Origin of the sequence: Bacillus sp. OxB-1 (assembly GCF_000829195.1) — a bacterium.
Taxonomy (GTDB): domain Bacteria; phylum Bacillota; class Bacilli; order Bacillales_A; family Planococcaceae; genus Sporosarcina.
Genome location: NZ_AP013294.1, coordinates 1,065,001 through 1,086,824 on the forward strand (window position 1 = coordinate 1,065,001; position 21,824 = coordinate 1,086,824).

Annotated in this window: 11 protein-coding genes, 11 tRNA genes and 5 rRNA genes (1 of these 27 running past the window's edge); 23 read left to right on the plus strand and 4 right to left on the minus strand. The window is 49.5% G+C overall.

From position 1 onward, the window contains the following. The 21 genes from OXB_RS05480 to OXB_RS05580 all read left to right on the plus strand — a co-directional run. A 23S ribosomal RNA gene (locus OXB_RS05480) occupies positions 1–1,985 on the plus strand (it extends 948 nt beyond the left edge of the window). Positions 1,986–2,243: 258 nt separating this feature from the next. Continuing rightward, a 5S ribosomal RNA gene (rrf, locus tag OXB_RS05485) occupies positions 2,244–2,359 on the plus strand. A gap of 173 nt (positions 2,360–2,532) precedes the next feature. Further along, positions 2,533–2,608: transfer RNA gene (locus OXB_RS05490), tRNA-Val, on the plus strand. A 16-nt stretch (positions 2,609–2,624) separates the two neighbouring features. Then, positions 2,625–2,700, plus strand: a tRNA-Thr gene (locus OXB_RS05495). 6 nt (positions 2,701–2,706) lie between these two features. After that, a tRNA-Lys gene (locus OXB_RS05500) sits at positions 2,707–2,782 on the plus strand. 14 nt (positions 2,783–2,796) lie between these two features. Beyond that, positions 2,797–2,878, plus strand: a tRNA-Leu gene (locus tag OXB_RS05505). An 8-nt stretch (positions 2,879–2,886) separates the two neighbouring features. Then, positions 2,887–2,961 (plus strand) — tRNA-Gly (locus OXB_RS05510). Between the two features lie 6 nt (positions 2,962–2,967). Next, a tRNA-Leu gene (locus OXB_RS05515) sits at positions 2,968–3,056 on the plus strand. A gap of 12 nt (positions 3,057–3,068) precedes the next feature. Continuing rightward, positions 3,069–3,145, plus strand: a tRNA-Arg gene (locus tag OXB_RS05520). A 27-nt stretch (positions 3,146–3,172) separates the two neighbouring features. Then, a tRNA-Pro gene (locus OXB_RS05525) sits at positions 3,173–3,249 on the plus strand. A gap of 6 nt (positions 3,250–3,255) precedes the next feature. Continuing rightward, positions 3,256–3,328: transfer RNA gene (locus OXB_RS05530), tRNA-Ala, on the plus strand. A gap of 14 nt (positions 3,329–3,342) precedes the next feature. Further along, positions 3,343–4,894: ribosomal RNA gene (locus OXB_RS05535) — 16S ribosomal RNA — on the plus strand. A gap of 100 nt (positions 4,895–4,994) precedes the next feature. Continuing rightward, a tRNA-Ile gene (locus OXB_RS05540) sits at positions 4,995–5,071 on the plus strand. 12 nt (positions 5,072–5,083) lie between these two features. After that, positions 5,084–5,159 (plus strand) — tRNA-Ala (locus OXB_RS05545). Positions 5,160–5,425: 266 nt separating this feature from the next. After that, positions 5,426–8,358: ribosomal RNA gene (locus tag OXB_RS05550) — 23S ribosomal RNA — on the plus strand. A 263-nt stretch (positions 8,359–8,621) separates the two neighbouring features. Beyond that, positions 8,622–8,737, plus strand: a 5S ribosomal RNA gene (rrf, locus tag OXB_RS05555). Together the 16S, 23S and 5S rRNA genes with 11 tRNA genes alongside form the textbook arrangement of a ribosomal RNA operon. Positions 8,738–9,201: 464 nt before the next feature. Continuing rightward, the gene (locus OXB_RS05560) at positions 9,202–10,017 is read left to right on the plus strand and encodes a YihY/virulence factor BrkB family protein (protein ID WP_041072526.1); all 816 of its coding nucleotides are present in this window, start codon (positions 9,202–9,204) and stop codon (positions 10,015–10,017) included. Continuing rightward, the gene (locus OXB_RS05565) at positions 10,014–10,685 is read left to right on the plus strand and encodes a response regulator transcription factor (RefSeq protein WP_041072528.1); all 672 of its coding nucleotides are present in this window, start codon (positions 10,014–10,016) and stop codon (positions 10,683–10,685) included. The genes OXB_RS05560 and OXB_RS05565 overlap by 4 nt, the downstream gene beginning before the upstream one ends. After that, positions 10,682–12,061 carry a sensor histidine kinase gene (locus tag OXB_RS05570; protein ID WP_041072530.1) on the plus strand — a complete coding sequence of 460 codons (1,380 nt, stop codon included), beginning with the start codon at positions 10,682–10,684 and terminating at the stop codon, positions 12,059–12,061. Before OXB_RS05565 ends, OXB_RS05570 begins: the two co-directional genes overlap by 4 nt. Before the next feature lie 75 nt (positions 12,062–12,136). Further along, positions 12,137–12,535 (plus strand): hypothetical protein, encoded by a 399-nt coding sequence (locus tag OXB_RS05575; protein WP_041072531.1) that lies wholly within the window; start codon positions 12,137–12,139, stop codon positions 12,533–12,535. Continuing rightward, entirely contained in the window at positions 12,535–14,637 is a 2,103-nt protein-coding gene (locus tag OXB_RS05580) for an MMPL family transporter (protein ID WP_041072533.1), read from the plus strand. Before OXB_RS05575 ends, OXB_RS05580 begins: the two co-directional genes overlap by 1 nt. Positions 14,638–14,687: 50 nt before the next feature. Here OXB_RS05580 and OXB_RS05585 read toward each other — a convergent pair whose 3' ends face one another. Both OXB_RS05585 and OXB_RS05590 read right to left on the minus strand, forming a co-directional pair. Continuing rightward, entirely contained in the window at positions 14,688–15,623 is a 936-nt protein-coding gene (locus OXB_RS05585; protein ID WP_041072535.1) for an SDR family NAD(P)-dependent oxidoreductase, read from the minus strand. Between the two features lie 67 nt (positions 15,624–15,690). Next, entirely contained in the window at positions 15,691–16,263 is a 573-nt protein-coding gene (locus OXB_RS05590) for a TetR/AcrR family transcriptional regulator (protein ID WP_041072537.1), read from the minus strand. A gap of 492 nt (positions 16,264–16,755) precedes the next feature. On the opposite strand from OXB_RS05590, the gene OXB_RS05595 reads away from it, so the two are divergent. Then, positions 16,756–18,483, plus strand: a complete 1,728-nt coding sequence (locus tag OXB_RS05595) for a methyl-accepting chemotaxis protein (protein ID WP_041072539.1) — start codon at positions 16,756–16,758, stop codon at positions 18,481–18,483. Between the two features lie 50 nt (positions 18,484–18,533). Here OXB_RS05595 and topB read toward each other — a convergent pair whose 3' ends face one another. After that, on the minus strand, positions 18,534–20,672 hold the full coding sequence (gene topB / locus OXB_RS05600; RefSeq protein ID WP_041072541.1) for a type IA DNA topoisomerase: 2,139 nt from the start codon (positions 20,670–20,672) through the stop codon (positions 18,534–18,536). Between the two features lie 301 nt (positions 20,673–20,973). On the opposite strand from topB, the gene OXB_RS19190 reads away from it, so the two are divergent. After that, on the plus strand, positions 20,974–21,051 hold the full coding sequence (locus tag OXB_RS19190; protein ID WP_231860393.1) for a hypothetical protein: 78 nt from the start codon (positions 20,974–20,976) through the stop codon (positions 21,049–21,051). Between the two features lie 561 nt (positions 21,052–21,612). On the opposite strand, the gene OXB_RS19360 is transcribed toward OXB_RS19190, so the two are convergent. Continuing rightward, positions 21,613–21,810: a DNA topoisomerase gene (locus OXB_RS19360; RefSeq protein WP_331711257.1), complete on the minus strand. Its 198-nt coding sequence runs from the start codon at positions 21,808–21,810 to the stop codon at positions 21,613–21,615. Positions 21,811–21,824: the final 14 nt, after the last annotated feature.

The window sequence follows — 21,824 nt, forward strand, 5'->3', positions numbered from 1 at the left end:
TCAGACAAACTCCGAATGCCGATGATTTAGGTTTGGGAGTCAGACTGCGGGTGATAAGATCCGTAGTCGAGAGGGAAACAGCCCAGACCACCAGTTAAGGTCCCCAAGTATCCGTTAAGTGGAAAAGGATGTGGCGTTGCCCAGACAACCAGGATGTTGGCTTAGAAGCAGCCACCATTTAAAGAGTGCGTAATAGCTCACTGGTCGAGTGGCGCTGCGCCGAAAATGTACCGGGGCTAAACGGATCACCGAAACTGTGGATTGACACCGTTGGTGTCAGTGGTAGGAGAGCGTTCCAAGGGCGTCGAAGCCAGACCGGAAGGACTGGTGGAGCGCTTGGAAGTGAGAATGCCGGTATGAGTAGCGAAAGAAGGGTGAGAATCCCTTCCACCGAATGCCTAAGGTTTCCTGAGGAAGGCTCGTCCGCTCAGGGTCAGTCGGGACCTAAGTCGAGGCCGAAAGGCGTAGACGATGGACAACAGGTTGATATTCCTGTACCACCTCCCCGCCGCTATCAGCAATGGGGGGACGCAGTAGGATAGGGTGAGCGCGCTGTTGGTCATGCGCGTCGAAGCAGTGAGGTGTGGAACGAGGCAAATCCCGTTCCTGTAACATTGAGCTGTGACCGCGAGGGGAATTGTTCCCCGGAGTCCCTGATTTCACACTGCCAAGAAAAGCCTCTAGCGAGGCGGGAGGTGCCCGTACCGCAAACCGACACAGGTAGGCGAGGAGAGAATCCTAAGGTGATCGAGAGAACTCTCGTTAAGGAACTCGGCAAAATGACCCCGTAACTTCGGGAGAAGGGGTGCTCTGGTAGGGTGAATAGCCCGAGAGAGCCGCAGTGAATAGGCCCAGGCGACTGTTTAGCAAAAACACAGGTCTCTGCAAAACCGTAAGGTGACGTATAGGGGCTGACGCCTGCCCGGTGCTGGAAGGTTAAGAGGAGAGGTCAGCGCAAGCGAAGCTTCGAATTGAAGCCCCAGTAAACGGCGGCCGTAACTATAACGGTCCTAAGGTAGCGAAATTCCTTGTCGGGTAAGTTCCGACCCGCACGAAAGGCGTAACGATCTGGGCACTGTCTCAACGAGAGACTCGGTGAAATTATAATATGCGTGAAGATGCGCATTACCCGCGACAGGACGGAAAGACCCCGTGGAGCTTTACTGTAACCTGATATTGAATTCCGGTGCAGCCTGTACAGGATAGGTAGGAGCCTTGGAAGCCGGAGCGCCAGCTTCGGTGGAGGCATTGGTGGGATACTACCCTGGCTGTATTGGACTTCTAACCCATGCCCGTGATCCGGGCAGGAGACAGTGTCAGGCGGGCAGTTTGACTGGGGCGGTCGCCTCCTAAAGTGTAACGGAGGCGCCCAAAGGTTCCCTCAGAATGGTTGGACATCATTCGCAGAGTGCAAAGGCATAAGGGAGCTTGACTGCGAGACCTACAAGTCGAGCAGGGTCGAAAGACGGGCTTAGTGATCCGGTGGTTCCGCATGGAAGGGCCATCGCTCAACGGATAAAAGCTACCCCGGGGATAACAGGCTTATCTCCCCCAAGAGTCCACATCGACGGGGAGGTTTGGCACCTCGATGTCGGCTCATCGCATCCTGGGGCTGTAGTCGGTCCCAAGGGTTGGGCTGTTCGCCCATTAAAGCGGTACGCGAGCTGGGTTCAGAACGTCGTGAGACAGTTCGGTCCCTATCCGTCGCGGGCGCAGGAAATTTGAGAGGAGCTGTCCTTAGTACGAGAGGACCGGGATGGACACACCGCTGGTGTACCAGTTGTCTTGCCAAAGGCATCGCTGGGTAGCTATGTGTGGACGGGATAAATGCTGAAAGCATCTAAGCATGAAGCCCCCCTCGAGATGAGATTTCCCTTTACATTCGTAAGTAAGATCCCTCAAAGAAGATGAGGTGGATAGGTCCGGGGTGGAAGTGCGGCGACGCATGGAGCTGACGGATACTAATCGATCGAGGACTTGACCTATATGAAATGCCGAGGCGGCCTGCCTAGACTCGACAGGCATAAGACAGGCTGGCGAAGCGGCGCTTTATGCCGCATAGCCGGAATGGCTTATGACCCGAGAGTCTGGCCGCCGAGGCTGGACAATACAAAGGTTGCATGGCTTGTGGCAGACAATGTTGGTTTTATCCGGTTTTGAGCGAACAAAATTAATTAATTTTGAAAAACGCTTGAAATACTCGTTAGACTTTAGTACAATAAGTCTTGTCTTGTGGAAAATAGTCCAGTGTCGATGGCGAAGAGGTCACACCCGTTCCCATACCGAACACGGAAGTTAAGCTCTTCAGCGCCGATGGTAGTCGGGGGCTTCCCCCTGTGAGAGTAGGACGTCGCCGGGCTTGTAAGGTTCATTACATAGTAAAATGCGAAGCTTATCGCACTCCCGTTAAAATTGGGAGGAACGAGCAGAGCAAGGAAGCGATTGAGCGAGGGAAGGAGCGTACTATCGTACGTGACTGACTGGACGAATGAAGCTGACGCAGCAATGCAAAGCTTATCGCAATTTCAACTTGGAGGATTAGCTCAGCTGGGAGAGCACCTGCCTTACAAGCAGGGGGTCGGCGGTTCGAACCCGTCATCCTCCACCATATGATTTATTGATTTGCCGGTGTAGCTCAATTGGTAGAGCAACTGACTTGTAATCAGTAGGTTGAGGGTTCAAGTCCTTTCGCCGGCACCACTTTTCGAGCCATTAGCTCAGTTGGTAGAGCATCTGACTTTTAATCAGAGGGTCGCAGGTTCGAATCCTGCATGGCTCACCATTTTAATTTCATACGCGGGTGTGGTGGAACTGGCAGACACGCTAGACTTAGGATCTAGTGCCGCAAGGCGTGGGGGTTCGACTCCCTTCACCCGCACTTTCAATGCGGAAGTAGTTCAGTGGTAGAATACGACCTTGCCAAGGTCGGGGTCGCGGGTTCGAATCCCGTCTTCCGCTCCAGATTTTGCCGGGGTGGCGGAACTGGCAGACGCACAGGACTTAAAATCCTGCGGTAGGTGACTACCGTACCGGTTCGATTCCGGTTCTCGGCACCAGTTATATCAAATGCGCCCGTAGCTCAATTGGATAGAGCGTCTGACTACGGATCAGAAGGTTATGGGTTCGACTCCTGTCGGGCGCGCCAACAACACATATTCAACAATATATATTTCGGGAAGTAGCTCAGCTTGGTAGAGCACTTGGTTTGGGACCAAGGGGTCGCAGGTTCGAATCCTGTCTTCCCGACCACTTTCTGGGGCCTTAGCTCAGCTGGGAGAGCGCCTGCCTTGCACGCAGGAGGTCAGCGGTTCGATCCCGCTAGGCTCCACATCGGTCGCTAGGATTATGGAGAGTTTGATCCTGGCTCAGGACGAACGCTGGCGGCGTGCCTAATACATGCAAGTCGAGCGGACGGATGGGAGCTTGCTCCCTGAAGTTAGCGGCGGACGGGTGAGTAACACGTGGGCAACCTGCCCTGCAGATGGGGATAACTCCGGGAAACCGGGGCTAATACCGAATAATCAGTTCCTCCGCATGGAGGAATTCTGAAAGACGGTTTCGGCTGTCACTGCAGGATGGGCCCGCGGCGCATTAGCTAGTTGGTGGGGTAACGGCCTACCAAGGCGACGATGCGTAGCCGACCTGAGAGGGTGATCGGCCACACTGGGACTGAGACACGGCCCAGACTCCTACGGGAGGCAGCAGTAGGGAATCTTCCACAATGGACGGAAGTCTGATGGAGCAACGCCGCGTGAGCGAAGAAGGTTTTCGGATCGTAAAGCTCTGTTGTAAGGGAAGAACACGTACGGGAGTCACTGCCCGTACCTTGACGGTACCTTATCAGAAAGCCACGGCTAACTACGTGCCAGCAGCCGCGGTAATACGTAGGTGGCAAGCGTTGTCCGGAATTATTGGGCGTAAAGCGCGCGCAGGCGGTCCTTTAAGTCTGATGTGAAAGCCCACGGCTCAACCGTGGAGGGTCATTGGAAACTGGAGGACTTGAGTACAGAAGAGGAAAGCGGAATTCCACGTGTAGCGGTGAAATGCGTAGAGATGTGGAGGAACACCAGTGGCGAAGGCGGCTTTCTGGTCTGTAACTGACGCTGAGGCGCGAAAGCGTGGGGAGCAAACAGGATTAGATACCCTGGTAGTCCACGCCGTAAACGATGAGTGCTAAGTGTTAGGGGGTTTCCGCCCCTTAGTGCTGCAGCTAACGCATTAAGCACTCCGCCTGGGGAGTACGGTCGCAAGACTGAAACTCAAAGGAATTGACGGGGACCCGCACAAGCGGTGGAGCATGTGGTTTAATTCGAAGCAACGCGAAGAACCTTACCAGGTCTTGACATCCCGCTGCCCGGCATGGAGACATGCCTTTCCCTTCGGGGACAGCGGTGACAGGTGGTGCATGGTTGTCGTCAGCTCGTGTCGTGAGATGTTGGGTTAAGTCCCGCAACGAGCGCAACCCTTGATCTTAGTTGCCAGCATTCAGTTGGGCACTCTAAGGTGACTGCCGGTGACAAACCGGAGGAAGGTGGGGATGACGTCAAATCATCATGCCCCTTATGACCTGGGCTACACACGTGCTACAATGGACGGTACAGAGGGCTGCGAACCCGCGAGGGGGAGCCAATCCCATAAAACCGTTCCCAGTTCGGATTGCAGGCTGCAACTCGCCTGCATGAAGCCGGAATCGCTAGTAATCGTGGATCAGCATGCCACGGTGAATACGTTCCCGGGTCTTGTACACACCGCCCGTCACACCACGAGAGTTTGTAACACCCGAAGTCGGTGGGGTAACCCTTACGGGAGCCAGCCGCCGAAGGTGGGACAGATGATTGGGGTGAAGTCGTAACAAGGTAGCCGTATCGGAAGGTGCGGCTGGATCACCTCCTTTCTAAGGATATTTACGGAATATGAACCTTGGGTTCATACGTTGACGTTTTGCGTTCAGTTTTGAAGGTTCATATAATCGAAACTTCATACAATCCCGGAAGGGGCCTATAGCTCAGCTGGTTAGAGCGCACGCCTGATAAGCGTGAGGTCGGTGGTTCGAGTCCACTTAGGCCCACCATCATATACTTCTGGGGCCTTAGCTCAGCTGGGAGAGCGCCTGCCTTGCACGCAGGAGGTCAGCGGTTCGATCCCGCTAGGCTCCACCAATTAACTCTTGAAAACTGGATAAAACGACATTGAAAGCAACAAACACAAGTAATCAACCGAGTCGATCACACTAGTGATTGAACATGCAATACTTTGTAACGATCTGGAAGCCATATCGCTATGGCCGAACGATCGACCAATGGGTTTCGAGAAGCAAGCAGTGCTAGGAAGCGAGCGAACGAAGACCGGAGCGTGCTACGGCACGTGAGGATCTGAGTGAGCGAAGCTGACAACGCAATGCGCCGCTTATCGAAAGCCAGATGAAGGTCAAGTTAGAAAGGGCGCACGGCGGATGCCTTGGCACTAGGAGCCTATGAAGGACGGCACTAACACCGATATGCTCCGGGGAGCTGTAAGTAAGCATTGATCCGGAGATTTCCGAATGGGGAAACCCACTGCCCGTAATGGGGCAGTACATGTACGTGAATACATAGCGTACATGAGGCAGACCCGGAGAACTGAAACATCTAAGTATCCGGAGGAAGAGAAAGAAAATTCGATTCCCTGAGTAGCGGCGAGCGAAACGGGAAGAGCCCAAACCAGGAAGCTTGCTTCCTGGGGTTGTAGGACACTCTATACGGAGTTACAAAGGGATGGGTTAGGCGAAGCGATCTGGAAAGGTCCGCCGCAGCGGGTAATAGCCCCGTAGCCGAAAGTCCATCCCCTCCAGAGTGGATCCTGAGTACGGCGGAACACGTGAAATTCCGTCGGAATCCGGGAGGACCATCTCCCAAGGCTAAATACTCCCTAGTGACCGATAGTGAACCAGTACCGTGAGGGAAAGGTGAAAAGCACCCCGGAAGGGGAGTGAAACAGATCCTGAAACCGTGTGCCTACAAGTTGTCAGAGCCCGTTAAGGGGTGATGGCGTGCCTTTTGTAGAATGAACCGGCGAGTTACGATTCCATGCAAGGTTAAGCCGAGAAGGCGGAGCCGCAGCGAAAGCGAGTCTGAACAGGGCGAATGAGTATGGGGTCGTAGACCCGAAACCAGGTGATCTACCCATGTCCAGGGTGAAGGTAAGGTAACACTTACTGGAGGCCCGAACCCACGTACGTTGAAAAGTGCGGGGATGAGGTGTGGGTAGCGGTGAAATTCCAATCGAACCTGGAGATAGCTGGTTCTCTCCGAAATAGCTTTAGGGCTAGCCTCAAACAACGAATCTCGGAGGTAGAGCACTGTTTGGACTAGGGGCCCATCCCGGGTTACCGAATTCAGACAAACTCCGAATGCCGATGATTTAGGTTTGGGAGTCAGACTGCGGGTGATAAGATCCGTAGTCGAGAGGGAAACAGCCCAGACCACCAGTTAAGGTCCCCAAGTATCCGTTAAGTGGAAAAGGATGTGGCGTTGCCCAGACAACCAGGATGTTGGCTTAGAAGCAGCCACCATTTAAAGAGTGCGTAATAGCTCACTGGTCGAGTGGCGCTGCGCCGAAAATGTACCGGGGCTAAACGGATCACCGAAACTGTGGATTGACACCGTTGGTGTCAGTGGTAGGAGAGCGTTCCAAGGGCGTCGAAGCCAGACCGGAAGGACTGGTGGAGCGCTTGGAAGTGAGAATGCCGGTATGAGTAGCGAAAGAAGGGTGAGAATCCCTTCCACCGAATGCCTAAGGTTTCCTGAGGAAGGCTCGTCCGCTCAGGGTCAGTCGGGACCTAAGTCGAGGCCGAAAGGCGTAGACGATGGACAACAGTTTGATATTCCTGTCCCCCCCCCCCGCCGCTATCAGCAATGGGGGGACGCAGTAGGATAGGGTGAGCGCGCTGTTGGTCATGCGCGTCGAAGCAGTGAGGTGTGGAACGAGGCAAATCCCGTTCCTGTAACATTGAGCTGTGACCGCGAGGGGAATTGTTCCCCGGAGTCCCTGATTTCACACTGCCAAGAAAAGCCTCTAGCGAGGCGGGAGGTGCCCGTACCGCAAACCGACACAGGTAGGCGAGGAGAGAATCCTAAGGTGATCGAGAGAACTCTCGTTAAGGAACTCGGCAAAATGACCCCGTAACTTCGGGAGAAGGGGTGCTCTGGTAGGGTGAATAGCCCGAGAGAGCCGCAGTGAATAGGCCCAGGCGACTGTTTAGCAAAAACACAGGTCTCTGCAAAACCGTAAGGTGACGTATAGGGGCTGACGCCTGCCCGGTGCTGGAAGGTTAAGAGGAGAGGTCAGCGCAAGCGAAGCTTCGAATTGAAGCCCCAGTAAACGGCGGCCGTAACTATAACGGTCCTAAGGTAGCGAAATTCCTTGTCGGGTAAGTTCCGACCCGCACGAAAGGCGTAACGATCTGGGCACTGTCTCAACGAGAGACTCGGTGAAATTATAATATGCGTGAAGATGCGCATTACCCGCGACAGGACGGAAAGACCCCGTGGAGCTTTACTGTAACCTGATATTGAATTCCGGTGCAGCCTGTACAGGATAGGTAGGAGCCTTGGAAGCCGGAGCGCCAGCTTCGGTGGAGGCATTGGTGGGATACTACCCTGGCTGTATTGGACTTCTAACCCATGCCCGTGATCCGGGCAGGAGACAGTGTCAGGCGGGCAGTTTGACTGGGGCGGTCGCCTCCTAAAGTGTAACGGAGGCGCCCAAAGGTTCCCTCAGAATGGTTGGACATCATTCGCAGAGTGCAAAGGCATAAGGGAGCTTGACTGCGAGACCTACAAGTCGAGCAGGGTCGAAAGACGGGCTTAGTGATCCGGTGGTTCCGCATGGAAGGGCCATCGCTCAACGGATAAAAGCTACCCCGGGGATAACAGGCTTATCTCCCCCAAGAGTCCACATCGACGGGGAGGTTTGGCACCTCGATGTCGGCTCATCGCATCCTGGGGCTGTAGTCGGTCCCAAGGGTTGGGCTGTTCGCCCATTAAAGCGGTACGCGAGCTGGGTTCAGAACGTCGTGAGACAGTTCGGTCCCTATCCGTCGCGGGCGCAGGAAATTTGAGAGGAGCTGTCCTTAGTACGAGAGGACCGGGATGGACACACCGCTGGTGTACCAGTTGTCTTGCCAAAGGCATCGCTGGGTAGCTATGTGTGGACGGGATAAATGCTGAAAGCATCTAAGCATGAAGCCCCCCTCGAGATGAGATTTCCCTTTACATTCGTAAGTAAGATCCCTCAAAGAAGATGAGGTGGATAGGTCCGGGGTGGAAGTGCGGCGACGCATGGAGCTGACGGATACTAATCGATCGAGGACTTGACCTATATGAAATGCCGAGGCGGCCTGCCTAGACTCGACAGGCATAAGACAGGCTGGCGAAGCGGCGCTTTTGCCGCACAGCCGGAATGGCTTATGACCCGAGAGTCTGGCCGCCGAGGCTGGACAATACAAAGGTTGCATGGCTTGTGGCAGACAATGTTGGTTTTATCCGGTTTTGAACGAACAAGCGACGTTCATGAAAAAAATGCTTGTAATTATCATGAGAATTGATATAATGAATACTGTCTTTGAGAAAAGATAGGACAAGTCTGGTGACGATGGCGAAGAGGTCACACCCGTTCCCATACCGAACACGGAAGTTAAGCTCTTCAGCGCCGATGGTAGTCGGGGGCTTCCCCCTGTGAGAGTAGGACGTCGCCGGGCGGACAGGTCATTCCCAATGGGGGATGGCTTTTTTTTATTGCCTTTTTTCAGGTAGGTGAGAAGTGAGGTGCGGTGTAATGTATCCGATCCGGTGAGAAGTTATCAGCATTCTGCAAAAGGTATCAGCGGTTGTCTAGAGATATCAGCACTCTAGAGAAGTCATCAGCGGTTGTTCCAGGATATCGGCGCTTCCAGGAAAGGTATCAGTGGTTGTCCAGAAGTATCAGCTCCCAGAGAGGATATCAGCGCTCCAAAGAAATTATCAGCACTTGTCCAGAAACATCAGCATTCCTCGAAAAATATCATCCCTTGTCTGATATTAACTGTAATCCTCCTCTCGAATCCGAACCATGTTTAGTTCCCTAAGAATCATATCCTCTTCATCCCTTCCGTAACATGATAAAGGGTTGTTCCATATGCAGAAATCCCTTGGAATGGGGTATATTGGGAGTAGAGGTGAGAAGATGATCTACACGATTCGGAACGTGGCTGTCCGTTTTTTCAAAGAGCGCTTTTTTGATCAAGCCGCCCAGACGGCTTATTATTTATTGTTGGCTATTTTTCCATTCCTTCTATTCTTGCTCTCCCTCCTTAGTTTACTTCCCGTGAATGAAGATATGATCTTATCCTTTCTCAGGCCTTTTGTGCCTGTGGAGGCTTTTAATTTGATTGAAGCGAATATAAGTGTCATCCTCCGTAAAAGGCAAGGGCATGTTGTCTATACGAGTCTACTCTTGGCATTTTGGATTTCTTCCGTGGCCGTCCAGTCATTATCCCGCTCCATGGATTTGGCGTATGGCTCTTTTCGGCGATATGCATTTTGGAAAGTGCTGATCCGGGATTTGGGTGTCACTTTTCTGTTTATGTTGGTCATTTCATTGTCTCTGTTTCTCCCGCTTATTGAAAAAGCACTGCATGAAGCGGTCATGTATTATGATACGATTGAGCAGTGGCGAGGTTGGATGTATGTATGGCCGGGCATCCGATGGGGGCTGGGCACCGTTTTCTTGTTCCTGTTCTTCATGCTGTTCTATAAAGTCGTGCCGACCCACAAGGTGAAATGGAACCAGACATTGCCGGGCACCCTTTTCTCCACATTCGGGTGGCAATTGTTTTCCATTGTATTCGGGGAATATGTGACCAATGTGGACTATACGCGGCTCTACGGCCAGCTATCCGGAATCATTCTTCTGGTCATCTGGTTTTATATGACGGCGATCATCCTATTGATCTCCGGTTTATTGAATGCGGAATTTCGAAAGAGAGGTCGTTTAGTTTGAATAAAATACTCATCGTGGATGATGATCCGAATATTTTAGAGCTGGTGAACATTCATTTGGTGCAGGCGGGTTATTCAGTCATGAAGGCATCCAATGGAGAAGAAGCGTTGAAACTTGTAGAAACCGATCTCCCCGATTTGGCGGTGGTCGATGTGATGATGCCGGGGATGGACGGCTATACCTTGACGCAAAGACTGCGCGAGGAAGATTTACCGGTTTTATTATTAACGGCAAAAGGTGAATTAGAGGATAAAGAGCGAGGCTTTCTGGCGGGTTCGGATGATTATGTCGTGAAGCCGTTTGAACCGAAGGAGTTGCTGTTTCGCATCCATGCGATCTTGCGCCGCTATGACAAGTCGGTCGATGCTGTCATCCAGGCCGGCCCGCTGAAGATCAATCGGCAGAGCTACGAAGTGTCCGCCGGAAAAAAAATGCTGCTCTTGCCTTTGAAAGAATTCGAGCTGTTGTCGGTCTTGGCATCTCGTCCCAATCAAGTATTTACGCGCGAAATCTTGTTGGAGCGTGTGTGGGGCTATGATTATGAAGGAGACGAACAAACACTCAACGTCCATATTAAACGCTTGCGGGATAAGCTGGAAAAGTTGTCCAGTTCAGTCCATATTGCGACAATCCGCGGGGTTGGGTATAAACTCGAGGTCATCTCGTGAAATCACTCTACGGTAAGTTCCTATCCTTTACGATCGGTATCATGATGACCAGCGTGCTGATTGCATTCCTTGCAGTAAATACATATTACCACCACGAACTGAAAGGCGAAAATGATGCAAAAAATATGGAGATTGCCGAAAGTATCGCTTCCTATGTTAGCACGACAGAGGGAGTGCATCTCGATAGTTATTTAGAAACTCTTTCCGCCACGGGCTATAAGCTTTTTCTCGTCAATGAAGAACGAGGAGTAAAACGATTTGGAGCACCGTTCCGGGACGAAAATCTATCGCAATCGGCAATCGATCAAGTATTGAGCGGGAAGCCTTTCCATGGAATGCGTGATTTGAAGACTGAGACGTTTATGACAGGATTTTTTTCAGATCAATCCGCTAATACGGTCGGTGTTCCGTTTAAGTATGAAGGAGCAACTTATGCGCTGTTTCTTCGCCCGGACATCAAGTTACTATTCACCGAGGTCCATTTTCTATTAGGCGGTATGGTCATCGTCATGGCGATTGTCAGCCTGCTTTCCATGTTGATTGTCGCGAAAAAGCTGATTGAACCGATCACGAAACTGACTGAAGCGACCAAAATGGTAGGAGAAGAGCAGTTTTCGGGAGTCGTTGAAATCAATCGCCGGGATGAAATCGGTCAGCTGGCAAAAAGCTTTCAACGGATGACAGAACGACTTGGGGAGAATGACCGGATCCGTAAAGAATTCATCAGTGATGTGTCGCACGATTTCCAGACGCCTTTATTGAATATTAAAGGGTATGCCGAACTTTTGATGAATCAAGAGCTGCCTGTCGGGGAACGGCTCGGTTATGCCAAAGTGATCCAATCGGAGACGGAGCGTTTATCCTCATTGACCAAACAATTATTGCTCCTCACCTCCTTGGACCAGCTGACGTCGCCGCTTAAGATAAAGCCATTCCGGCTGGATGAGCAATTGAAGGATGTCATTCGGAAATCGAGATGGCTGCTCGAGGAGAAAGAAATCTCGCTTTCGATGGATATCGACGAGGTGGAATATCGGGGCGATCCCGCTTTCCTTGAAAAGGTTTGGGAAAACCTGCTGTCCAATGCTTTGAAATATACTGAAGACGGAGGCACGGTGGATATTGAATTGGTCGACGAACAGGACGCTGTCCGGGTATCCGTCCGCGATACAGGGATTGGCATGAAGCAAACGGATGTGGATCGCATATTCGACCGCTTCTACCGGGTGGATCAATCCCGGACTCAGGAAGTCGGTGGAACTGGTCTCGGCCTATCAATTGTCCGAAAAGTGGTGAAACTCCACGGCGGGAAGATCGAGGTCCAGAGCGAGGAGGGGGTCGGAACGACATTCCTTGTCATGTTGCCAAAGTTGTAACAGGCAGTTAATGTTCCGTTCATCTTGGGTGTTTAAGATATAGTTATAACTTAAATAACTAGGAGGAAGTTAACAATGCAGGAAAAATGGAGTTTGCGATTGATTCGCATTTCAGCGCTCTTCGGTTTGCTCGGTACGGTGCTCGGTTCACATATGGCGGGGGCCGGATCGTATGCGTTCCGGCCAATCCACGCACATATCTTGCTGGTCGGTTGGTTGTCCATGTTCGCATGGGGCGTGTTCTATAAAGTGTATAAGGTGCGTGCCCAAAAATTGATCACCGTCCATGGTTGGACCGCCATCATCGGGGCGATCGGACTGACGGGCGGGATGTGGCTGCAATTCATGAAGCCTTTCGGGGTGAATCCGACATTGGCTCTCATCCTGTACATCGTGGGCGGCACTATTTTACTAATCAGCTTTGCCTTGTTCGTCATAGTGACATTTCTCACTGAAAAAGAAGTAAAACGGTGATGACAATGAATAAACGATTTTGGTGGATCTCGTTTGGGGTATGGGTTTTATTGGCGGTCCTCTTGTCTGGATTCGCCCCTGGTGCGAAAGATTTCGTCGTGGCGAATAAAGATGCCGGATTGCCGGAGGATGCAGAGTCCATCATCGCAGATCGACAGCTCGAGAAATACTTTCCACAAGACGGCGGGCTACCGTTATTCGCCGTCCTCCATAATGCAGGCGGCCTGACAAATGAGGATACACTGCAATTTGCGAAGGCCCTGGAATCGTTGGAATCAAACCCCGTGTTTGAAAATGTGGAATCCATCCCCTTAACGGAATTGCCCCCGCAAGTGAGGGCGACGTTCCTTTCAGAAGATGGCAAAACGTTCTTTGCACCGTTGACCTTGCCTGCGACCCTCGAAGGCAAGGAATTGCATGATCTCGTCGTAAAAGTGAAGGAAGAAGTGACGGTTCCGGAGGAGATGGAATTATCCTGGACGGGGCCGGCCGGAATCGCCTCCGATGCAGTCGAGCTTTTTAGCCGGGCGGATGTCGTCTTGCTTCTCTCGACAGTCGGGTTGATCCTCGTTCTTCTTCTGCTCATCTACCGATCGCCTTTGCTGACATTCATCCCTTTGATCGGGGCGGCAATCGTGTATGCCGTCGTCGATCGGGTTATCGGCTTGGCGACCGAAGCCGGCTGGTTTGGGATTGACAGCCAGGCCGTCTCCATCATGACGATCTTATTATTCGCCGTTGTGACAGACTATTCGCTGCTCATCTTTTCCCGGTATCGCGAAGAGCTCAAGCGGCATGAATCGACCTATGCAGCGATGCGCGAAACAATGCGTCATGTAAGAGAGCCGATTTTCTTCAGTGGCAGCACAATTGTCCTTGGGGTCGCTACGCTTTTCTTTGCCCTTTATGAACCATACCGGAATTTTGCTCCGGCGTTTGCCATTGCCGCGGCAGCTATGCTCATTGCAGGGCTTACGCTCTTGCCTGCATTGTTTGCCTTGATCGGCAGGAAGTCATTCTGGCCGGTCATTCCGAAATATGGGGATGCACAAGAGGACAAAAAATCGTTTTGGGGTAAAATTGCGGAAAAAGTGACAAGGCAGCCACTCTTTTTCCTAGTGCCGATTTTGCTGTTGCTTGTCTTGGGCACTTGGAACACAACAAACTTGAAAGAGTCGTATGACTTGATTGAATCCTTTCCGGAGGATTTGTCTTCCCGTGTCGGGTATGAGCGTCTTGGCGAATCTTTTTCAGAAGGAAGCCTGGCTCCGGGCACTTTGCTTATCGTTTCCACTCAACAGCTAGAGATGGAAGAGACGATGGCGGCAATCGAGAAATTGAAAGAGATTCCGGGAGTCGATAGCATATCTGCTCAAGGGAACCCGGTGTCCGAGGATGGGAAAAACGCTAAGTTCTCCGTAACTTTCGAAGGGAGTCCATACGATGTGCCCGCGTTTGAGGCGGTCCATGAACTGCGGGCGCAGGGGGATACGATTCTTCAAAAGGCTGGTCTTGTCGACACCGAGCTTTTCATAGCGGGTGAAAGTGCAAAGAATGCAGATCTCCAGGCTATCAATAAGCGGGATTCGATTGTCGTCATGAGTATTATGACAGCGTTGATCTCCATCATGCTTGGATTGCAGACGCGTTCCATTGTTGCTCCCATTTATATGATGGGCACAATCCTCCTGTCCTATGGAGCGACGCTTGGGTTATCGATTTTCCTATTCGACGTCGTCCTCGGGTTGGATGCGATCAGTTATCGGATTCCGTTGTATGCGTTCGTCTTCCTAATTGCGCTCGGAGTCGACTATTCAATCATGCTCATCGCACGTATCCGTGAGGAAATGAAATCAATGCCGTTTGAGGAGGCAGTGAGAAGGGGAGTCGACAAGACGGGAGGCGTCATCAGCTCGGCCGGGCTCATTTTGGCAGCGACCTTCCTCGTCTTGGCCACGATGCCGATCAATGAATTGAAGCTGTTCGGCTTCATCATGGCGCTCGGTATTCTAATCGATACATTTATTGTTCGACCATTGCTTATTCCGGCGATTCTAGTATTGCTCGGAAAATGGAGTTTTTGGCCGAAGCGGGTGGAATAAAATGAAAAACGTCACTTCCTTGAAGGGGAGTGGCGTTTTTTGTCTGCCAGTCACTTCGAACGAGTCATGTATTCCATCGTTCGCTGCAATCCATCCCGATAGGAAGTACGAGGGAGCGGACCGATTTCGTTTTCATACTTGGACCCATCCAATACGACCGGCTCCTCATTCAAGTAGAACATTTCAACCGTTTCACGCATGTCTGCATTGAAAATGCCCAAGAACCGGATCAGATTTTTGGATACCGTCGAGACCGGCTTATCGTATCCGGTAAGGTCTCGAATGATCTGAATGAGTTCTTCCCCGGTAACGATATCAGTGGCGGGGATATTCCAGTTTTGTCCGTAGGTGTTGTCATGCATTGCCAAGTTGACGACCGCTTTAGCTCCGTCCGGCGTGTAGATGAATTCCCTGGCAATGGTTCGATTCCCGATAAACATTGCTTTTTTATGCTGGACAGCATTCTTCAATGTGAAGTGCAATAGTGTATTCTCGGCGTTCGGACCATAAAAGTCGGGAAAGTGGGCAATGATGGTCGGTACGTTTCTCTGTTGGACGAGCTGCTCCACCTGCAGGCGGATCTTTCCCTTTTTTGTATTCGGTCGTTTCGGAGTGCTTTCCGATATCTTAGCCCCGGTCGATCTGCCATAAGCATATATATTTTCAATCAATACAAGCTTTGTTTGATTGATTTCTGCTGCCTTGAGGACATTTCCGATAAAAAGAATTAGTTTATCTTCCCATTGCGAGTATGGAATATTGGCCGCTTGGAAAATGACATCCACATGTTCGGACGCGGCAACGACATCTTGCAAATTGAAAATATCCCCGGTTTGAATCGAAATCCCTTGATGACCCTGATATAAAGCCTTCAGCTTTTGCTCCGAACGGGCAAATGCGACCACTTCCACACCTCTGTCAATCAATTCATTCACAATTGAAAATCCCATTCCACCGGATGCTCCTAAAACAAGCGCTCTTTTCATTTCCCATACCTCCAATAATTAATTGACCACTGTTCAAATGAAGTGAAAAAAGAAAGCCGAAAGTTGGCTAACTTTGAAATAACCCTTTCAGCAAAAACTGGACATGTTCCCTCGCCATGTCCGCTACCTCCTCATATCGGAGGACGTGCCGCAAATAATGAGTGACAAAACCGTGTAATGACAGGAAAATGGACCAAATATCCTGGATGGACAGATCCTTGCATAGACTATGCACGGTTTGGGCGAACAATTCATACGTTTGATTCGGGCTTTGATTGAGGCAGTTTCGTACTTCCTCGTCTTTGATTAAAAACATGATTTCATAATGGCTTTGATGGGTTAACCCAAACTCGATAAAGCCGAGCAAGATAGCTTCAATCTTTTCCCGAGGGGCAAGAGGGGCCTCCGTAATTTCCTTCAGCTTGCGTTCCAGCATGCTGAAATGTTCTTCTACGAGGGCGAAAAACAGCTCCGCTTTATTTGTGAAATGGTAATAGATTGCACCGTGACTATAGCCAAGTTCTTTAGCGATTTGCCGCATGGATACGTGCTGGTAACCTTTCATGATAAATAAATCCCTTGCAGCATCCATGATCATTTCCCGAGTCAAGTCACGTTGTGCAGATTTTCGAGATGACATAGTTCCTCCTCATTTGACCACTGTTCAAATATAGAGTAGCGGAATTATGGTTGGGTGTCAATCTTAAAATGATTAAGGGGGAGTCTACGTTGCACAAGTAATGGGAATAGGTCTTTGTGACATGGATTTTTCTCCTGTAGAAAGCAGTAAAATATGAATGACAGTATGAGAAAAGTCACGCTTTTTATTGCTACCTTTGAAAGTATATGATACTATTTTCAAGTAATAGTTTTGGCGAAAGAGAGGGGCATAAAGCCCGTTACTGAGCGGCAAGTGCCCAAAATCTCTATTTTTTTGCCTATTCCTTTATGGAAATAGGTTTTTTTATCTGAATTTAGATAAAGTCTCCGGCGGATGCTACAGGTTAGTAGAGAAAGCTAAAAAAGTAATCCGATTGCTTGAATTATTGCAAAAAAATCGACCAAAAAATCCGGATGCAATTACGGTAAAGTGTAATTGATCACCCTTACAGAGTTGGAGGAAGAAAAGGATATGCGTTTGTTAAAAAACGTTCCGCTGAAGTTCAAGTTATTGCTTACTGTTTTTGCCATCATTATGGCACTCGTGGCTGTGACGACGATGCAAAGTATTTCTCAATTGCAAAGCCAGTTAGAAAGCAATCTTGAACAGGAATTGAAGAGTGTCGGATTATTGACGGCCATGCAGTTGAAACCGCAAGAAGTGGAAAATTTATTTACTGTAAAAGGGGAAACGGATCCAGACTTTATCGAGGTCCAAAACAACCTAGACCATATAGTGGATCAACAAGGAATCATGTTTTGGAGCTATATTTGGAAGATGGAGGACGGCGGGGTGAATCCTGTCGGCTACACGAATAACCTGAACGATGTGTACGAAGTGGGAGAATTGTTTACGGATATTGCACCCGACCATATGACAGCTGCAAAGCTTGCGATCGAGCATGATCGACCGGAAGTGACAAGAATTTTTGAGGACTCGTTCGGAACATGGAGAACGGTTTTCAGCCCATTGAAAGACGCAAACGGAAAGACAATCGCTGTATTAGGAATCGATTATTCAGCTGATTATATTCAAGCTACTATTAACAAAAGTATTACAAAACAAATCGCCATTGCAGTGGCAGGTCTAGTTATTTTATTGGCGGTGCTGTACTTCATCATTATCCGCTTGCTCAGCCCATTAAACAAAGCAGTCCTGATTGCCAATCAAGTAGCAGGCGGCGATTTGCGTAAGGTGGAGTTAGATGAATCGAAGGATGAAGTCGGAAAACTATCAGGTTCTATTAACGAAATGGTATCAGACTTGCAGCACGTTATTTTGAATATACGAAATACGTCGAATGCAGTCGCATCCTCTGCTACTCAGCTAACAACGACGGCTAAAGAATCTTATCATAATGCAACGAATGTTTCCCGTGAGGTCGATCACCTAGCGAAAAATGCAGAAACCACCATGGTGATGACGGTAGAAACAGCAACAGCAATGGAGGAATCTGCGACGAGCATTCAACAGATCGCCGGAGCCGCGCATAGCGTATCGGAGTCCTCTGATTTCACTTCAAACGCGGCAAAAGAAGGACATGAAGTGATTCAGCAAGTCATTGATCAAATGCAATTGATCGACGAATCTGTCAATCAGATCGATGCAACGGTTCAAGGATTGAATGACAACTCAAATCGTATTGGCAATATCGTAGATTTCATTACAGATATTGCGGAGCAGACCAACTTATTGGCACTGAATGCCGCTATTGAGGCAGCCAGGGCGGGTGAACATGGAAAAGGATTTGCGGTCGTGGCGGGAGAAGTGAAGAAGTTGGCGGAGCAATCTGCACATTCCGCTTCAGAAATCTATATGCTCATTCAGCATATCCAATCGAACTCGAATGATTCCATTCTTGCGATGGAAAAAGGGAAAGAAAATGTACGGGTCGGTTTGGATCGGACAGCAAGAGCGGGCGAAATCTTCCAAGGTATTGTCAATTCTGCAGAGCAAGTGGCTAGTCAAATTCAAGAGATTTCCGCTGCTTCACAAGAAATCTCCGCTTCTTCCGAAGAGGTGGCAGCATCAGTCAATAATATGAAAGCTGCTTCCGAGCAATCCGCCGAGTTTTCAACGAATGTCTCGAAGCTGACGAACGAACAACTTAGATCCATGCAAGAAGTGAAAGAGGCTGCTATGCTATTAGATAAAACAGCTGAGGAACTTCAATCCTTGATAACGCGATTTAAGCTTTGAATTAAAAACAGAAAAAAATCCACTGGGCATGCTGCTCCAGTGGATTTTCATTATTGAAAAACCAAATTCAATTTCCCGTTTTCCAAAGAAAGACTGGCATTGAACTGGTTTCCGTTATTGGCGGTAAATCCTTTGATGGTATTCGTTTTTCCTTTCGTACAGAGGAGTTTGACCTGTGCCGGAGTCAGCTTCTTCTTTAGAAAGATGCCGGGAAATGTCTGTTTGCAGCCGTTTTTGTAATTGCTGCAGCCGTAAAAGCCTTTGCGGGCGACAATCATCCCTTGTTTGCAAGTCGGGCACGTAGCCACTTCCTGCGGTGCATAGGATCGTTTGGATGAACGGTTGGCGGCAGGGGGAAGGACAATGTCGATTTGTTTCGCTTCCAATTGGGGCGGCACCTCGTCCAACAGCTTTTGAATGAATTTCGCAATATTGTTTAAGAAATGTTGCCCGGTCCCTTCTCCGTTGCCGATTTTCCGCAAATACGCTTCCCATTTCGCAGTCATGGAGGGGCTCGCTAACAGATTCCCTTCGATGGCTTGGCAAAGGACGCGTCCCTTATCGGTAATGGACACGATGTTTTTCGTCACGGTGATATAGCCGTGCTTTTTGATCGTCTCAATGATACCGCTTCGGGTCGCTTCAGTGCCGAGCCCTTCCACTGCTTTCAGGATTTCCGTTTCTTCCTTGTCCTCCACCAGTTTCCCGCATGTTTTCATCATGGCGATCAGTTGACCTTCCGTGTATGGTTTCGGCGGTTCGGTTTTTCCTTCTTTGATACCGATCTTGCTGTGGACGGGTTCCTGTTCCCGTAGTGGCGGCAGGGAAGGTTCGTCCTTCTCCTGCTGAGATTTGTGGAATAAAGCCTTCCATCCCAAGTCCCGTTCCGTCTTCCCAGTTGTGAAGAACGGCAATTCATTCACCGCAGTCGTTACTTTCGTCTCCGTGTATAAATAATCGGTATGGAACATGGCAAGTGTGGTGCGGACCACTTCTTCATATAAATTGCGTTCCACTGGGGACATTTTGGCAAGTGCCGCTTGAGTCGGAATTTTCTTCGTTGGAATGATGGCGTAATGCTCCTGCACTTTCGATCTGTCGACGAAGCGTTTTTTCGGTGACAAAGAAGCAACAGGGAACGGGTGATTGACGAGTTGTTGATAATCATTCACTTGCGCCGCCAAATAAGAGAACTCATTTGGCGTAATATGCCGAGCATCGGTCCGCGGATAGGTGACGAGCTTTTTCTCATAAAGGCCCTGCATGGTTTTCAAGACATTCGCAGGGCTCGTCTTCCAGCGCCGATTCGCGGTCGCCTGCAACGTAGAGAGCGAATGCAGCTGCGGCGGTGGAATCCGTTTGTCTGTATGAGTGACAGATGTGATGATGCCGGGGGTATCTGGGCGAATTCCGTGTTTTGCGAGGAGCTCCTGGATAATTTCCCGTTTCGGTTCCTTCGCCTTCGCTTTCCCCTTATAGGTACCATGTTCCGCCGTGAAGGTTGCCTCAATTTCGAAGAAAGGCTCCGACACGAATGTTTCAATTTCCCGCTGACGCTGGTAAATCAGATAGACCGTTGGAGATTGAACTCGTCCGATTGGAAACACTTCTTGGATACCACGCGCCTTCAAAAGTAGTGAATAAAGGCGTGAACCATTCATCCCGACAAGCCAGTCACTGATTTGACGGGCTTTCGCTTCTTCATACATCAGAAGATCCTTGCGATTGTCATGGAGATTGGAAAACCCTTTTCGTACCTCATCCACTTCAAGGGAATTGATCCACAGCCGTTTAATCGTTTTTCCCCTCGCGCCCGTTTGGTTGTAGATACTGTAGAAAATGTTCGATCCTTCACGATCCACATCGCAGGCGTTGATGACAACATCTGCCGCCAGGATAAACTTCTTCACAGCCTGAAATTGTGCATACTTTCCTTTCGCAATTTGAAACTCGTACCGTTCCGGTAAAATCGGTAAGCTGCCAAGCGTCCACCGGTTCCAGCGCGCATCATACGCTTTCGGTTCTTTTAACTCGACGAGATGTCCGATACCCCACGTAATAATTGCGCCATGTGGAAAGAGCTGACTTTGCGCTAGTTCAATATGCGTTTTCTGTCGACTTTTCACGGTAAATGCCTCTGCATAGGCTTTTGCTTGCGATGGTTTTTCAGCTAGGATGACGGGTTTCATAGGAATACCTCATTTCATTCTATAGTACACTTGTTCCTATAGTCTCATAATTAAAGAAGAATTGCTAGATGGAGAGTGTTCGGCGTAAAAATGTATCTTCCTATTTAAAAGATGCAGGAGGCCGTCTAGTATACGTTTGAAACAAGGTATAATAGTAGAGCAGCGACATATAGCGGATGGGCGGTTGGCACTCCCTTTTTTAGAGGAAAGGCAGACTAAGAACGCCGCTTCCTGCGGCAACGTCTGCATGACCCACATCCTGTGGGCCCGTGCTTAAATGGTGGCATACGAAGCAATGAACATGCTATTCCAATTTGGAATTTTTCTCGCAGTGACAGTAACAGTTATTGCAGCGAATAATTGCTCTATACACCAATAGAAAAAAGTAACCATCCTCCGCTACTAGGCTAAGTAGATACGATGGTTACTTCTTTGGAAAACTTCATAATACCGGCCAACCGCTTTAAGCGGATGTCAGCTGCGATTGACTGGGTGTTAGCGCACCCAGTCTTTTTCAGTATATGTACATTATAAGAAATAATATGCAAAGTATCAACCGGGGGCTTGTTCTGTCATCATACTATGCAGTAAGAGGGCAGCGCGATTCCTTGCTAATTTCCATGTTTCCTGTATTTCAAATTCTAGTCCATTCATATCTGTGAAGACCTTCGTTTCTTCATAACAAACTCATTGTCAGTAATGAATTGTGTATTGGTTCGCGGATAGGTGACAAGTTTCTTCTCATACATGCCTTGTACCACCTTTAGCACAATTAGCAGGACTGTATCTCCATTTTTTATTAGCAACGGCTTGAAGTGTCGATAGGGTGTGTAATTTTGGGGATGTGGCACGCTTCTCTTTCTTCGTTACAGATTTTACGAATCCCTCATTTTGCTCCAAGATATTATGCTGTTGCAATAATTGCTGGACTTTCTCTTTTTTATCGTTTTTGCTTTTCCTTTATATTTCCCTCAAACTCATAAAAAGTAGTAGATACAAAGTTTTCTATTTCTTTTTGTCGTTGATAAATGAGATATACCGTTGGAGATTGGACTCGTCCAATAGAAAGGCTTTCATTGAACCCTTTTGCTGCAATAGAAGGGTATAGGGTCGACTTCCGTTCATACCAACTAGCCAGTCGCTAATTTGCCG